At 62.1% G+C, this 15,914-nt stretch carries 10 protein-coding genes; 3 read left to right on the plus strand and 7 right to left on the minus strand.

Annotation, left to right across the window (positions count from 1 at the left end; translation table 11 throughout):
* Together NPS58_RS03205 and NPS58_RS03210 are read left to right on the plus strand one after the other, a co-directional pair.
* Nucleotides 1-1,104: an extracellular solute-binding protein gene (locus NPS58_RS03205; protein ID WP_274113451.1), complete on the plus strand. Its 1,104-nt coding sequence runs from the start codon at nt 1-3 to the stop codon at nt 1,102-1,104.
* Between the two features lie 30 nt (nt 1,105-1,134).
* Entirely contained in the window at nt 1,135-2,256 is a 1,122-nt protein-coding gene (locus NPS58_RS03210) for an agmatine deiminase family protein (protein WP_274113453.1), read from the plus strand.
* On the opposite strand, the gene NPS58_RS03215 is transcribed toward NPS58_RS03210, so the two are convergent.
* Nucleotides 2,253-2,999 (minus strand): hypothetical protein, encoded by a 747-nt coding sequence (locus NPS58_RS03215; RefSeq protein ID WP_274113455.1) that lies wholly within the window; start codon nt 2,997-2,999, stop codon nt 2,253-2,255. The two genes, NPS58_RS03210 and NPS58_RS03215, sit on opposite strands and share 4 nt — an antisense overlap.
* Nucleotides 3,000-3,339: 340 nt before the next feature.
* Nucleotides 3,340-4,242 (minus strand): LysR substrate-binding domain-containing protein, encoded by a 903-nt coding sequence (locus NPS58_RS03220; protein WP_274113457.1) that lies wholly within the window; start codon nt 4,240-4,242, stop codon nt 3,340-3,342.
* Nucleotides 4,243-4,394: 152 nt separating this feature from the next.
* Here NPS58_RS03220 and ydiJ point away from each other — a divergent pair, with 152 nt between their 5' ends.
* On the plus strand, nt 4,395-7,415 hold the full coding sequence (gene ydiJ, locus NPS58_RS03225; RefSeq protein WP_274113459.1) for a D-2-hydroxyglutarate dehydrogenase YdiJ: 3,021 nt from the start codon (nt 4,395-4,397) through the stop codon (nt 7,413-7,415).
* An 11-nt stretch (nt 7,416-7,426) separates the two neighbouring features.
* Here ydiJ and NPS58_RS03230 read toward each other — a convergent pair whose 3' ends face one another.
* From NPS58_RS03230 to NPS58_RS03250, 5 genes are all read right to left on the minus strand, one after another.
* Nucleotides 7,427-8,611, minus strand: a complete 1,185-nt coding sequence (locus tag NPS58_RS03230; protein ID WP_274113462.1) for a calcium:proton antiporter — start codon at nt 8,609-8,611, stop codon at nt 7,427-7,429.
* Between the two features lie 4 nt (nt 8,612-8,615).
* Nucleotides 8,616-9,053 carry an NADH-quinone oxidoreductase subunit A gene (locus tag NPS58_RS03235; protein ID WP_274113464.1) on the minus strand — a complete coding sequence of 146 codons (438 nt, stop codon included), beginning with the start codon at nt 9,051-9,053 and terminating at the stop codon, nt 8,616-8,618.
* A 299-nt stretch (nt 9,054-9,352) separates the two neighbouring features.
* Nucleotides 9,353-10,288, minus strand: a complete 936-nt coding sequence (locus tag NPS58_RS03240; RefSeq protein WP_274113466.1) for a Ppx/GppA family phosphatase — start codon at nt 10,286-10,288, stop codon at nt 9,353-9,355.
* A 354-nt stretch (nt 10,289-10,642) separates the two neighbouring features.
* Nucleotides 10,643-12,901, minus strand: a complete 2,259-nt coding sequence (gene katG / locus NPS58_RS03245) for a catalase/peroxidase HPI (RefSeq protein WP_274113468.1) — start codon at nt 12,899-12,901, stop codon at nt 10,643-10,645.
* 448 nt (nt 12,902-13,349) lie between these two features.
* Nucleotides 13,350-15,833 carry a TonB-dependent siderophore receptor gene (locus tag NPS58_RS03250; RefSeq protein ID WP_274113470.1) on the minus strand — a complete coding sequence of 828 codons (2,484 nt, stop codon included), beginning with the start codon at nt 15,831-15,833 and terminating at the stop codon, nt 13,350-13,352.
* Nucleotides 15,834-15,914: the final 81 nt, after the last annotated feature.

The raw sequence follows: 15,914 nt of genomic DNA on the forward strand, positions 1-15,914 counted from the left end.
ATGCACGCTGCCAACAAACGCCTGCTGTGCGCGCTGGGCCTTGCCCTGGGTTGCATCATCACGCCGCTGCACGCTGAAGAGAAAACCCTGCGGCTGTACAACTGGGCCGATTACTTTGCTCAAGACACCCTGGCCAGGTTCAGCGCCGAAACCGGTATCAAGGTGATCTATGACGTCATGGATGGCAGTGAAACCCTTGAGGCCAAGTTGATGGCTGGCGGTAGCGGCTATGACCTGATCTTTCCCGGCGATACCGTGGCCGAGCGGTTGATGCGTGCTGGCAGCCTGAAGGTGTTGGATCAATCCAGGCTCAACGCCATGAACGACATCGAACCTGGCCTGCAAAAGCTGCGCACGCACTATGTGCATTCAAGCCCTGCCACCGTGCCCTACACCTGGGGCACCATCGGCCTGACCTACAATGCCGAGCAGATCAGCCAGCGCATGCCCGACGCCCCCGTCAACAGCCTGGACATGCTGTTCAAGCCGGAGCTGGCGGCCAAGTTCGCCGACTGCGGCATTTCGATGATCGACTCGCCCGATGAAGTGCTGGCCGTGGTGCTCAACTACCTGGGTCGCGAGCCGCGCAGTGGTCGGCGTGAAGACCTGGCCGCCGCCAGTGAGGTATTGCTCAAGATCCGGCCTTACATCCGCAAGTTCCAGTCCCAGCCGGTGACCGACCTGGTCAACGGCAACCTGTGCCTGTCGCTGGGCTACAGCGGCGACATGACCCAGGCGCAGCGTACCGCCGACAGCGCTGGCAAAACCACCCGATTCGAGTACCGCGTTCCAAAAGAGGGGACTACCGTGTGGATGGACACCATGGCGATTCCCGTGGACGCCAGGCATCCGGAGTACGCCTATGCCTTCATCAATTTCGTCATGCGCCCGGAAAACATGGCCGCCATCAGCAATTTCACCGGCTACCCCACCGCCAACGCCAAGGCGCGCCCGGATGTCGATGCGAGCATGCGCAACAACCCCGACATCTACCTCGACGATGCCACCTATGAGCGGCTGATTCCGGGCCAGGACATTCCCCAGGCCGACATGCGCGCCCGCATGCGTACCTGGACCAAGTTCAAGACCGCCACCGCGCAGTAAGCGTGCGAGCAACTATTCAAGGATCCACCTATGACCACACGTCGTGACTTCATCAAACAGGCTTCGGTCGTTGCCGGAATGGGCGCCGCCGCAGCCCTGGGGCTTGGCCTGGGCCCCTTGCGCGCGCAGGCAAGCGTGGGCACCTGGCGCATGCCCGATGAGGGTGACCGGCACCAGCGGGCTTTCGTGGCCTTTGGTGCCCAGGAGGCGATCTGGGAAGACTTCACCTCCGACGTGCAAGCAGCCATTGGCCTGATCGCCCGTACCATCGCCGGTTATGAGCCGGTGACGGTATTCTGTCGCCAGCATGAGCGGGAGCTGGCCCGGCAACACTGCGGCACGACCAACATCACCTATGTCACCACCGAGCTGGACGATGTGTGGATGCGTGATACCGGCGCCAATTTCGTCGTTGACGGCGAGGGCGCCCTGGGTGCGGTGGATTTCAACTTCAACGGCTGGGGCAACAAACAGCAGCACGATGAGGATGCGCAATTGGCCGGGTTGGTGGCCGACACCGTGGATGCGCACTACATCCAGAGCGAGCTGGTGGGCGAGGGCGGTGGTATCGAAGTGGACGGCCACGGCACCGCGATCATGACCGAAAGCTGCTGGATCAACCGCAACCGCAACCCCGACTGGAGCAAGGCCGAGGTCGAGAAAGAGCTCAAGGCGCGCCTGGGCTTGCGCAAGATCATCTGGCTGCCCGGCATCAAGGGCAAGGACATCACCGATGCCCACGTCGACTTCTACGCACGCTTCGCCAAGCCGGGCGTAGTCATTGCCAACCTCGACAGCGACCCGGACTCCTACGACCACGCCGTGACGCTGGCGCACCTGGAGATTCTCAAACAGGCTACCGATGCCGATGGCCGGCCACTACAGGTGCTGACCCTGTCGCCACCGCTCAAGCCGCGAAAAAGCAAGTTCAGCAAGAACAACCCCGACTTTGCCGCTGGCTATATCAACTACTTCGTCGTCAATGGCGCGGTCATTGCCCCCGAGTTTGGTGACAAGGCGGCGGATGTTGCTGCCTATGAACTGTTGTCGCAGTGCTACCCCGACCGTGAGGTGGTGCAACTGAACATCGATGCCATTGCCGCTGGCGGCGGAGGTATCCATTGTGTGACCAGCCATCAGCCGCAGGTTTAAAACACCAGGCCCAGCTTGGCGCCATATTCGTTGCGGGTTTGTTTGTCGAAGTTGGTGATGAGGAACTGGCCGTCGAGGTCGTATTTGAAGTGGCTGTAGTACAGGGTGGCGACAACCGGGAAGTCTCCCTGTTGATTGAACAAGACGTGAAGTTCGGCATAGGGGTTGCTGGTGTCTTTCAAGTCCAGGGTGTCGCTGCCGACGCGACTTATTTCCAATCGCGAATCGCCATCAATTGTTTTGCGAACACCTGCTTCCAATCTCACGGTGGCATTATCGAATTGATGGTTATAGCCAATTGCAACTTTGGCGAAGGGTGTGCGGCTGGTGAGTTCAATGTCGTACTTGCTGTAGTCGGGATGAAAGCGGTTCCATTTGTAGCCGGCGCCAATCAAGGCGTCTATAAAGTTGCTGTCATCCAGCGCCACGCGCCAGCCAAGGTCGACGTCAGCCTGGGCGTCCTTGACCCGCTCACCCTGACGTTCCACATACTGGCCGCTCAACTCGGCCTGGTATACCAGGCCGGTGTGTGCAGTCAGCTTGTTGCCGAAGTTGATGAACAGCCCGCCCTCGGGGATATATTCGGTATCTGTTGAAGTCCGCCCCTTGAATTCCAATTCGCTATAGCTGCCGATCAAGCCGACGCCCAGTACCGGATCGGTTGTGGTCGCAGCCATAGTTAAGACAGGCACGAAACCTGCGAGCGTGGTGGTAACGGCGGCAGCAATTATTGTTGTTTTCATCAGCAACACCTTCGGCGCACCAAGGGTCCGTTGCGGACCTGTTAATTAGCAACATAGCTGCTCTTTTTTTAAGTGCAGGGCTTTGTTGTAAAAATAATGGCCACTGGCTAGGTGGTGAGGCAGGACGCAGGCGGTAGCCATGTTCTGGCAGTTTGTCTACCCGTTTGTTTATTAACTAAAAGTTACATTTCGCCTGGATTGTTGTGGATCCAATTTTAATCGGGTAGTTGTTGGTTGAAATAAATTGACGCCAATACTCAGTGCGCTATTTATTGTTTTTGAAGTATCAACTGCTCTTTTTAAAGCGAAATTGTTTATCGAGAGTCCATTGATTGGCCGTTTAATCACCCAGTCCTCGGCCAGCCTTGTCGAGCAACCACCCCCGGAATGCTTCCAGCGCGGGTAATGCCTGGTTGCGCGGCGGATACACCAGGTAATAGCTGCGCGCACTGGCATACGGCAGGGTCGGGCTGCACAGTTCGCCGTTGGCAAGCTCTTCGGTGATCAGGATGCGCGGTACCAGGCCGATGCCGATGTCGGCGCGTACGGCCTGGATCAGGTGCGAGGTAAGTTCGAAGCTCGGTCCCAGGCGCATGGCCTGGTGCGCCAGGCCATGGTGGGTGAACCACTCGCCCCAGGCGTTGGGGTTGTTGGCGACGCTGAGCAGTACCTGCTGGCTGATGTCTTGGGGGCTCCAGGCCGGGCGGGTGGCGGCCAGGGTGGGGGAGAGGATCACCATCAGCTCTTCGGCATGCAGGCGATGGCAGATCAGCCCTGGCAAGTCGGCGGTGGCCACCACGATGGCGGCGTCGATGCCGCTGGTGGCGAAGTCCACCGGTTCGATCCTCGAATTGATATGCACCATCACTTCCGGGTGGCTGCGGTAGAACGCATGCAGGCGCGGCAACAGCCATTTCGAACCGAAGGTGGGCAAGGTCGCCAGGCGCAGGCTGCCGCCGCCGGCCTGATGGGCGATGGCGTGCAGGGTGGCGCTGCGCACCCGGCCCAGCGCCTCGACGATTTCGCGCTGGTACAGGCGCCCGACATCGGTGAGCTTGACCGTGCGGCCTTCGCGGCGAAACAGCATGACCCCCAATTGCTGCTCCAGGGCCTGGACCTGGCGACTGACGGCGCTCTGGGTCAGCGACAGCTCGACGGCGGCGCGAGTGTAGCTTTCATGCCGGGCGGCGGCTTCGAAGGCCAGCAGTAACGACATCGAGGGGGTGAGGTTGCGGTAATTCATTCGTAAAAGTCATCAAAGGTTGCGGGATTATCCGTTTGTGCCGGGCGCAAGGGTGCGGGATCATTGGCATCATCCACTACCTGGCGGTGTACTGACCATACCGTTTCAGCACGTATTCCTGATTAGCCCGACATAAATGAGGCCGTCCCCCGATGATCGCCCGACTGACTGGCACTGCGCCGGCCACTCTGTACCCTGATTTTCTCGATGCCCTGCGCAGTGCAGGTTTTCGTGGCCAGCTCAGCGCTGACTACGCCACCCGCACGGTGCTGGCCACCGACAACTCGATCTACCAGCGCCTGCCCCAGGCCGCGGTGTTTCCCGTGGACGCCGACGACGTCGCCCGCATTGCCACGTTGATGGCAGAGCCGCGCTTCAAGGCGGTCAAGCTCACCCCCCGTGGCGGCGGCACCGGTACCAATGGCCAGTCGCTGACCGACGGTGTGGTCGTCGATCTGTCGCGGCATATGAACACCATCCTCGAAATCAACGTCGAGGAACGTTGGGTGCGGGTGCAGGCCGGTGTGGTCAAGGACCAGCTCAATGCCGCGCTCAAGCCCCATGGGCTGTTCTTCGCCCCGGAGCTTTCGACCTCCAACCGTGCCACCGTCGGCGGCATGATCAATACCGACGCCAGCGGCCAGGGCAGCTGCACCTACGGCAAGACCCGCGACCACGTGCTGGAGCTGCACAGCGTCTTGCTGGGCGGCCAGCGCCTGCACACCCGGCCCTTGAGCGATGCCGAGCTCGAGGCTGCCTGTGCCGAGCCCGGGCGTGCCGGTGAGGTGTACCGCACCGCCCGGCAGATCCAGGAAACCCAGGCCGAGCTGATCGAACGGACCTTCCCCAAGCTCAACCGCTGCCTGACCGGCTATGACCTGGCGCACCTGCGCGACGAGCAGGGTCGCTTCAACCTCAATAGCGTGCTGTGCGGTGCCGAAGGCTCGTTGGGCTATGTGGTCGAGGCCAAGCTCAATGTGCTGCCGATCCCCAAGTACGCGGTGCTGGTCAACGTGCGCTACACCAGCTTCATGGACGCCCTGCGCGACGCCAATGCACTGATGGCGCACAAGCCGCTGTCGATCGAGACCGTCGACTCCAAGGTACTGATGCTGGCGATGAAGGACATCGTCTGGCACAGCGTTGCCGAATACTTCCCCGCCGATGCCGAGCGCCCGACCCTGGGCATCAACCTGGTGGAGTTCTGCGGTGATGACCCGGCCGAGGTGAATGCGCGGGTACAGGCGTTTGTCGCCCACTTGCAGGCCGACCAAGGGGTCGAGCGCCTGGGCCACACCCTGGCCGAAGGCGCCGAGGCGGTGACGCGGGTCTACACCATGCGCAAGCGCTCGGTGGGCCTGTTGGGCAACGTCGAAGGTGAAGTGCGCCCGCAGCCGTTCGTGGAAGATACTGCGGTGCCGCCAGAGCAACTGGCCGACTACATTGCTGATTTCCGTGCGTTGCTCGACAGTTATGGCCTGGCCTACGGCATGTTCGGCCACGTCGATGCCGGTGTGCTGCACGTGCGCCCGGCCCTGGACATGAAAGACCCGGCCCAGGCCGCACTGGTCAAGCCGATTTCCGACGCCGTGGCGGCGTTGACCCTGCGCTACGGTGGCCTGCTGTGGGGCGAGCATGGCAAGGGCCTGCGTTCGGAATACGTGCCCGAGTACTTCGGCGAGTTGTACCCGTCGCTGCAGGCGCTCAAGGGCGCGTTCGACCCCCACAACCAGCTCAATCCCGGCAAGATCTGCACCCCGCCAGACAGCGCCCAGGGCCTGATCAAGGTCGACGAGGCACCGCTGCGTGGCGACTACGACCGCCAGATCGACGAGCGCGTGTGGCAGAGCTTTGGCAGCGCCGTGCACTGTAACGGCAACGGCGCCTGCTACAACTACGACCCCAACGACGCCATGTGCCCGTCATGGAAAGCCACCCGCGAACGCCAGCACTCGCCCAAGGGCCGTGCCTCGCTGATCCGCGAATGGCTGCGCCTGCAGGGCGCCGCCAGTATCGACGTGCTGGCCGTGGCCAAGGGCAAGACGGCCTGGCTCAAGGGTCTGCCGACGCGCCTGCGCAACAACCTGGCGCGCAGCAAGGGCGAGGCGGACTTTTCCCATGAGGTGTACGACGCCATGGCCGGCTGCCTGGCGTGCAAGTCCTGCGCGGGCCAGTGCCCGATCAAGGTCAACGTACCGGAGTTTCGCTCGCGCTTCCTCGAGCTCTACCACGGGCGCTACCAGCGGCCGCTGCGTGACTACCTGATCGGCTCGCTGGAGTTCAGCATCCCGTACCTGGCCCATGCGCCCGGGTTGTACAACGCGGTAATGGGGTCGAAGTGGGTGAGCAAACTGCTGGAGCGTCATGTCGGCATGCTCGACAGTCCCTTGATCAGCCGCTACAACCTGCAGGCCACACTGACTCGCTGCAACGTGCGCATGGCCAGTATCCCGGCACTGCGCGAACTGACCCCGGCCCAGCGCGAGCGCAGCATCGTCCTGGTCCAGGACGCCTTCACCCGCTATTTCGAGACACCGGTGCTGGCGGCCTTTATCGACCTGGTCCACCGCCTGGGGCACCGCGTGTACCTGGCGCCCTACAGCGCCAATGGCAAGCCGCTGCATGTACAGGGCTTCCTGGGTGCCTTCAACAAAGCGGCGATCCGCAATGCCCGTCAGCTCAGCGCCCTGGCCGAGTGCGGCGTGCCGCTGGTGGGCCTGGACCCGGCGATGACCCTGGTCTACCGCCAGGAGTACCAGAAGGTGCCGGGCCTGGGCGGCTGCCCGACCGTGCTGCTGCCCCAGGAGTGGTTGATGGACGTACTGCCCGAGCAGCCGACCCGCGCCACGACCACCTACCGGCTCATGGCCCACTGCACCGAGAAGACCAACGTCCCGGCCAGCACCCGCCAGTGGGAACAGGTGTTCGCCCGCCTGGGTCTGAAGTTGTCCACCGAAGCCACCGGCTGCTGCGGTATGTCCGGTACCTACGGCCACGAAGCCCGCAACCAGGACACCTCGAAGGTGATCTTCGAGCAGTCCTGGGCGGGCAAGCTGGACAAGGAGGGCGAAGCCCTGGCGACGGGATATTCCTGCCGCAGCCAGGTCAAGCGTCAGGCCGACCGCACGCTGCGCCATCCGCTGGAAGTGGTGCTGCAGCAGCTCAACGCCTGACGCTCCTGCAGTCAGGGGTAGAACAGCACCAGGCCGAACACTGCAAACACGACCAGGTGCATGAGGCCCTGGATCGGTGAGGTCTTCTGGCTGTTGAAGCTGAGCATGGTCAGCACAACGGTGATGATGAAGAGCAGGATCTCGGTATTGGAAATCCCCATCACTACCGGCTTGTTGGTGAGCATGCCAATCACCAGCACCGCCGGCACCGTGAGGCCTACGGTGGAAACGAACGCGCCCAGGCACAGGTTGATCGCCCGCTGCATTTCGTTGTTGATCGCCGCCTTCACTGCGGTAATGGACTCGGGGGTGAAGACAATGATCGCGATCAATACACCGCCCACCGCAGTGGGCGCGCCGACGGCCTCGATGCCGTAGTCGGTTACCACGGCCAGGTAATGCGCCAGCAACACAATGGGCAGTATCAAGCCGAGCAGCACCAGGGAACGTATCAGGATCTCTTTGCTGTCGAGCGAGGTGTGCTCGTCGGTACGCGGCGCATCGCTGTGCGATTGCGGCTGGGCAATGCTCATGTGTCCGGCAGGTGGCTGCATGAAGAAGCGCCGGTGGCTGCGCATTTGCATCCACAGGAACGCTGCATACAGCGTCAGGGTCAGTACCGAGATGCCAACTGCCTGGGTAACGCTGAACTCGCCGGCGCTGGAGGTGTAGTTGGGCAGTATCAAGGCAATCCCGGTGAGCAGCACGATCATCGAGATATAGGCATTGGCGCCCTGGATATTGAACGCCTGCTCGCCGTTGCGCACAGCGCCGGCGATCAGGCAGATACCAATGACCAGGTTCATGATGATCATCATCACGGCGAAGATCGAATCCCGGCCGATGCTCGGGAAATCCCCCGGCCCGAGCAGGACCGAGGCGATCAGGATCACTTCGATCGATACGATCGATAACGTCAGGATCAGGGTGCCGTAGGGTTCGCCAAGCTGCTGCGCCAGGTGATCGGCTTCGTGTACCACACCGAATGACGCCATCAGGATGGTGAAGAACAGCAGCAGGAACACCCAGGTCGAGGTCAACGAGTTCAGGGTGCTGCCCAGCAGGTCTGCGCCCATCAGCATGAACAGGCCGACCACCAGCCAGGCGCCGGCCAGCCGCATCCAGGTCGAAAGCGCAATGAGTGGGCGTTTGATCGCCTCGTCGAACAGGGTGTCGTGACGGGGTGCTGTGGTCATGGCGTTAGCCTCCCTGCGAGCAGGATGGATGTTTGGCCTCATGGGTTTTGCCCCGGGGCTTTTTTGCGACGCCGCCATTGAGGGCGCCCATTGCGCCTTCATAGACCAGCCCGAGCAGCAGGATGCCGGCGAAGATAGTCGCCCCGATGAATCCGGCCCAGCCTGTTTCCCTCACTGAGACGGCATAGGCAAATAGAAACAGCGCCTCGGCCTCGAAGATCACGAACAAGATCGCAACCAGGTGGAATTTGGCCGATAGCCGCAGGCGGGCATTGCCCACGGGCAGCATGCCCGATTCGAAGGGCTCGTTCTTGCTCCGTCCCCAGGCCTTGCCGCCCAGGAAGCTGGAAATACCCAGCATCAGCAGGCAAAGCGTGACAACGCCCAGCAGGAAGACGCCGAACGCCCAGTTGTGCGAAATGGTGGCTGTTGTCTCTGTCATTGTTCAGTCCCCGGTATGAATGGATCAACGTGACGTTGGTCATTGAAAGCTTCAGGTGGGGGCTGGCTAACCACAGGCGCACGGGTCTGACGGGCAGAATCGAAAACGCTGCGCGGGCGAGAAGTACAGGGGAAGGGTAGGGAGTGCGGATACATCGGTCACGGCTTGCTTCCTTGGAAGTCCAGGGCCGTCCCCGATCAGTATTCGAGCCTGAGGTCGTCCTCAGGTGAGCGTGTCATGTAGCGAGCGGGACTGTACTGATTTTTCCCGCCGATGCCAATGCTTGTGTCCGTCGGCGTTCAGCGCTGTTGCATCAACCCGTGCAACAAACCAAACCTGAGCCCGGGCTCGGACGGCGTCATCTCGGTGATCCCGAACGCCTTGAAGGCTGCCAGCATGATTGCCAATCCGCCGGGCAAGACGTTCTGGCGATGGGGTTGCAGGCCGCCCAGGCGGGTGCAGTTCACATGCCCGGCATCGAGCAGCAGCACCGCCAGGCGCAACAGGCCGCGATAGGTGATACCGCCTTCGCCGCAGTCGTTCAAGGCATTGGCCCTGAGCACCTTGGCCAGCATCCGGGCGGTGCCCGACGAGCCGATTGCCTGCTGCCAGCCCAGGTGACGATAGCGACGGGCAACTTTCTCGAATTGCATCGTGGCGCTGCGCTCGGCATCCAGCAGGGCCTGTGCCGATACCAGGCCGCCCGGGAAAAACCGTGTGCTCCACGTGCCGCTGCCGATGGTAAGGCTTTCGGTCAGCAGTGCCTGCTCGCCCCGGCCCAGTATCAGCTCGGTGGAGCCGCCGCCGATGTCCACCACCAGGCGCATGGTATCGGACGCTGGGATGCGATGGCTGACGCCGGCATACACCAGCTTGGCTTCTTCTTCGCCCGAAATCACATCGATGGGAAAGCCCAGGTGACGCTGGGCATCGCTCAAGAACAGCCGGGCATTGGCGGCTTCGCGCACCGCGCTGGTGGCCACGGCGCGCACGCGCCCGGGCTCGAAACCGCGCAGTTTCTTGCCAAACCGGGCGAGTGCTTGCCAGCCCCGGTCCAGCGCCAGTTCATCCAGGGCGCCAGCGCGCAGACCCTCGGCCAGGCGGACGGGTTCGCGCAAGGATTTCACCTCTTCGATCACCCATTGACGGTTCCGCTTGACCGGTTGGCCGATCATCATGCGAAACGCATTGGACCCCAGGTCAATGGCCGCAAACAGGGAGGTGTCGCCTTTCATCGAGTGTTCCTTGCACGTTCATCGGTAGCGCTCGAAAGCATGTCCGATGATCTTGCCACTCGATCCATGACGCGTTGATGACAGCGCTATCGCGGGGCAAAGCTGCTCCTACAGGGGGGAGATGGTGCCCAACGCGCCGATGCCGATCGCCAGCACCAGAAAGCCAACCACGAAAAATGCAAGCTTGCCCATATGAACTCCGAATTGAACAGGAAAGAGGCAAACGCGCCTTACAGGGCTTTATTGTCGGAGTCTCAGGCAATGCATTACAGATGCAGATAACGCAGAAAAATACGGATCAGAATAAAAACGCCCCGACCCGAAACCTCGGGTCGGGGCGTTGTGGCGCTCCTCTTACGCCAGGTCGAAACGGTCCAGGTTCATTACTTTGGTCCAGGCGGCGACGAAGTCATTGACGAACTTGTCCTTGGCATCGTTGCTGGCATACACCTCGGCCAGTGCCCGCAACTGGGCATGGGAACCGAACACCAGATCAACGCGGGTGCCGCTCCATTTCACCTCGCCCGTCTTGCGGTCGCGCGCTTCGTAGGTGTCGTTGGCGCTGGAGGTGGGTTTCCATTCCACGCTCATGTCCAGCAGGTTCTGGAAGAAGTCATTGGTCAATTGCTCCGGCCGTTTGGTGAACACGCCGTGCGCGCTCTTGCCGGTGTTGTTGCCCAGTACCCGCAGGCCGCCCACCAGCACCGTCATCTCTGGCGCGGTGAGGGTCAGCAGTTGCGCTTTGTCTACCAAAAGCGCCTCGGGCTTGACCTTGACCCCCGCCTTGACGAAGTTGCGAAAGCCATCGGCAACTGGCTCCAGCAGGTTGAAGGACTCGACGTCGGTCTGTTGCTGCGAAGCATCGGTGCGACCAGGGGAAAACGGCACGGTGACGCTGTGGCCGGCATTTTTTGCGGCTTGCTCCACACCCGCATTGCCCGCCAGCACGATCAGGTCGGCCAGGGAGATTTTCTTGCCGCCACCCTGGGCGTTGAACTCGTTCTGGATGCCCTGCAGCTTGCCGAGCACCTCGGCCAGTTGCGCCGGCTGGTTGGCCTCCCAGTCTTTCTGCGGTGCCAGGCGCAGGCGTCCGCCGTTGGCGCCACCGCGCTTGTCCGAGCCGCGAAAGCTCGAGGCGGCCGCCCAGGCCGTCGACACCAGCTGCGACACCGACAGCCCCGAGGCCAGGATCTTGGCCTTGAGCGCAGCGGCATCGGCCTCGGTGACCAGGGCGTGGTCGACCTTGGGCAGCGGGTCTTGCCACAGCAGTTCCTCGTTGGGCAGCTCCGGGCCCAGGTAGCGCGACAGCGGGCCCATGTCACGATGGATCAGCTTGTACCAGGCGCGGGCAAAGGCGTCGGCCAATTGCTCGGGGTTTTCCTTGAAGCGTCGGGCGATGGGCTCGTAGATCGGATCGAAGCGCAGGGCCAGGTCCGAGGTGAGCATCCGCGGTTCCTGTTTTTTCGACGGGTCGAAGGCGTGCGGGATCTGGCCTGCGCCTGCGCCGTTCTTCGGTTTCCACTGGTTGGCGCCGGCCGGGCTCTTGGTCAGTTCCCATTCGAAATTGAACAGGTTTTCCAGGTACTCGTTGCTCCATTGGGTCGGAGTCGAGGTCCAGGTGACTTCCAGGCCGCTGGTGATGGTATCGGCGCCGACACCGCTGCCGAAGCTGTTGCGCCAGCCCAGGCCCTGTTCTTCAAGGCCCGCGGCTTCGGGTTCGGCACCGACATGGTCGGCAGGGCCTGCACCGTGGGTTTTGCCGAAGGCGTGGCCGCCGGCGATCAGCGCTACGGTTTCTTCATCGTTCATGGCCATGCGGCCGAAGGTGTCGCGGATGTCCTTGGCCGAGGCGATAGGGTCGGGGTTGCCCTCCGGGCCTTCCGGGTTCACGTAGATCAGGCCCATCTGCACGGCGGCCAGCGGGTTCTCGAGATTGCGGCCGGGGTTGTCGTTGCGGCTTTCTTCTTTGCCGTGCATCGACGGCTCGGCTACCAGCGGCGCGTCTCCGGGAGGCTGCGCCTTGCCGTAGCGGGTGTCGCCCCCGAGCCAGACGGTTTCAGAGCCCCAGTAGACGTCTTCATCGGGCTCCCACACATCGGCGCGACCACCCGAGAAGCCGAAGGTCTTGAAGCCCATCGATTCCAGGGCGACGTTGCCGGTGAGCACGATCAGGTCGGCCCAGGAAATGTTCTTGCCGTATTTTTGCTTGACTGGCCAGAGCAGGCGCCGGGCCTTGTCGAGGCTGACGTTGTCGGGCCAGCTGTTGAGCGGGGCGAAACGCTGCTGGCCGGAGCCTGCGCCGCCGCGCCCGTCACCGATGCGGTAGGTACCGGCGCTGTGCCAGGCCATGCGAATGAACAGCGGGCCATAGTGGCCGAAGTCGGCGGGCCACCAGTCCTGGGAGTCGGTCATCAGTGCCCGCAGGTCTTGCTTGAGGGCGGCGAAATCCAGGCTCTTGAAGGCCTTGGCGTAATCGAAGCCTTCGTCCATGGGGTCGGATAGGCAGGAATGCTGGTGCAGGATCTTCAGGTTCAGCTGGTCGGGCCACCAATCACGGTTGGTGGTGCCACCGCCAGCAGCATGGTTGAACGGGCATTTTGACTCGTTTGACATGACTGTTTCACCTCTGGATGGCTATCACGGACAGGCAAGCGAAGCGGCAATCTCGTTATCGGCTTGAGGCCCACTGCGGGAGAGGGCGGCTGTCGCCGCTTGGTGACCGCCTTCCCAGAAGCCATCCGGCCGGATCAGTGCAGCGATAAATATAGGCTAGTCGTGGAGAAGGGCGAGGGCTAATAGCGGGAGTATTGGAGGGTGATAGAGCTGCTGCATATATAAGAGCGGGCTTGCCGTTCAGTCCGTTGTGGTCAGCGATTGCCCCGCCACATGCTGCGCCTGTGGGGTGACTATGCCCTGGGCGGGTCGTTGGAGCGCAGCCGCGCAACTTCATGGTGTCGGTCAAGGCGAGCTTCTAACGCAGGCAGGAGCGGGCTTGCCCCGCGATAGCGATCTATCTGACACATCGCATCGCGGGGCAAGCCAGCTCCGACCATCGTCCCTTTTAGAATGTGCCGCGCAGGGTCAGCATGTAGTTGCGCGGCGCCCCGTACCAGTTGCCGCCATCGCTGGAGTTGACCGTCTGGTAGTAGGTCTTGTCGAACAGGTTGTTGGCATTGACCTGCGCGGTCCAGTGCTGGTCGATCTTGTATTCGACCAGGCTGTTCCATACGGCATAGCCGGACTGCTCGAACGAGTACGCCTCTGCCGAGCTCAGGCTGCCGTCAGGCAGGCGGTGCTGTACGAAGCCGCTCTTGTAGCTGTCGCTCTGGATGGTCGCACCCAGGCCAACTTTCCAGCGTTCCAGCTCGCCCGGCAGTTGGTAGGTGGTGAAGAACTTGAACAGATGCTTGGGCGTTTGCGTGCTCATCGGCTTGCCGTCGTTGGCCGAGTCGCCTGCGGTGCGCTGTTTGTTGAGGTTCAGCGTGTAGCCGACGATGGCCTGCCAGCCCGGCGCCAGTTCACCGGATAGCTCGGTATCGATGCCCTTGCTCACCACTTCGCCGGAGGCGGTATAGAAGCCGTTGCCGGTACTCACCGCCTCGTTCTGGCGCTTGGTGTAGTACAACGCCGAGGAGAGATTCAGGGCACCGCCGAGCAGTTCGCCCTTGGTACCGAACTCATAGGTTTCACCCTCGATCGGGTCCAGTGGGTGACCGCTCTGGGATTTATACGCGGTCTGGGGCGAGAAGATCTCGGCGTAACTGGTGTACAGCGACCATTGTTCGGTCACCTCCAGCACCAGGGCGCCAAATGGAGTGACTTCGCCGCGGTTGCTTTCCTTGACCCGGTTATCGGCGTTGAAGCTCGGCACCACGGTGCGCACGTTGTCGCGGTAGTCCGAATAGCGCGCGCCCAGGGTCAGGTGGAGCGGGTCGGCAAGCTGCGCCTTGAGGGTGGTGTAGGCGCCGGATTTTCGCTGGTTCCAGTCCGGGTTGTAGTAGTAGATCCCGGGTGTGGGCGGTTTGGGCATGGAGCCGGCGTCGCCGGTGTTGATGTCGAACGGTACGTTGATGGCGCTGGGTGTGGTCAGGTCGCTGTGGTCGGAGTAACTGCGCATGACTTCGGCGTAGTCGGCACCGACCAGCAGTTCATGTTGCAGGCCGAAGGCGTTGAATTTACCGGAGACGTTGGTATCGAACAGGTCTTGCTCAATGCTGTAGCCACGGATGAAACGCGAGAAGATCGTGCCATTGGTGACGTTCGGGGTGACCGAGCTCTTCACCTCGCCGATGTCCTGGGTGGAGTCGAATTTGCTCTTCGTGTAGCTGGTGTTGATCTTCCAGTTGTCGTTGAAGGCGTGCTCGACCTTGGCGAAGTACTCGGTACGCTTGTAGTTGTTGGCTGACCAGTCGGCAGCCAGCGAGGTGCTGCGCGAGGCGCCAAGTTCTGTACCGTCCTTGTAGCGCACCAGCCCCCGGTCCCAATAGCCATCCATGTCGCGCCATTCGTAGGTACCGCCCACTGTCAGCAGGGTTTCCGGCGTCAGGTCGGCTTCCAGGGTGCCGAACACCACGTGCTTCTCGCTGTCGGCATTGTCGTAGAAGTACTTTTTGTCTTCATACGACATGGCCATCCGGCCGCGCAGGGCGCCATCGAAACCCAGGGGGCCGGTAACATCCACTTCGGTACGGTAGTTGTCCCAGCTGCCTGCCGACTGGCTGACCTTCAGTTGGTCGTAGGCCAGCGCACGCTTGCGAACCAGGTTGATGCTGCCACCGGGGTCGCCGGTACCGCCATACAGGCCATCGGAACCGCGCAGCACCTCGACGTGATCGTAGGCGGTCATGTCTGGCAGGGTGTCGAAGGCCTCGTTGCGCAGCATCGGCGCACCGCCATCCGTCTGGATGCTGCGAATCACAAAGCCCCGGGAGTAGATCTCGTTCTTCGAGTCGTTGCCGCCCACTACGGTGATGCCGGTGGTCTGGTCGAGCACCTGGGTCAGGCTGCTCAGGTTCTGGTCTTCCATGCGCTGCTTGCTCATGACCGAAACCGATTGCGGCGTTTCACGCAGGCTGCGCGGTGTCTTGCCTCCTGCACCGATGGCGCCGGAGGTGTAGGAGCCGGTGTTCTCGGTAAGCTCGCCCAGGGTGGCGGCCCCGACGACGCTGGTGGCAGCCAGCGCCACGGCACCGGCGGAGGCTGGCTCGGCAGGTATCAAGCGAAAACCACCGTTGCCCATGGCCAGTGCCTGCAGGCCACTGCCGGCAAGCAGGCGCTCCAGCGCCTGGTCGACAGTGAAGCGTCCGTTCAGTCCGCGGCTGTGCTTGCCTGCCAGATCGGCGGGCTCGAAGGCGATGTTCAGGCCAGTCGCGCGGCTGAGTTCGGTGAGTGCAAAATCCAGCGAACCTGCCGCAATGGAGAACTCACGGGCAGCGCTGGCGCTGGCAGGATCGGCCGCATGGACGAACGGAACGGGGCTCAGGCCGAGGCCCAGGCAGAAAATGGCGTGGCGAACGGCGATGCGAAGGGACGGGTGGTGAGTCACGATGATTCTCATTAGCAGATGGGATCTGATCTGTATGCCGTGCCAGATCGAAAACCCCTTCACGGATCGCGAACTTTTTTA

The organism is Pseudomonas putida (assembly GCF_028682455.1).
Classification (GTDB): domain Bacteria; phylum Pseudomonadota; class Gammaproteobacteria; order Pseudomonadales; family Pseudomonadaceae; genus Aquipseudomonas; species Aquipseudomonas putida_AA.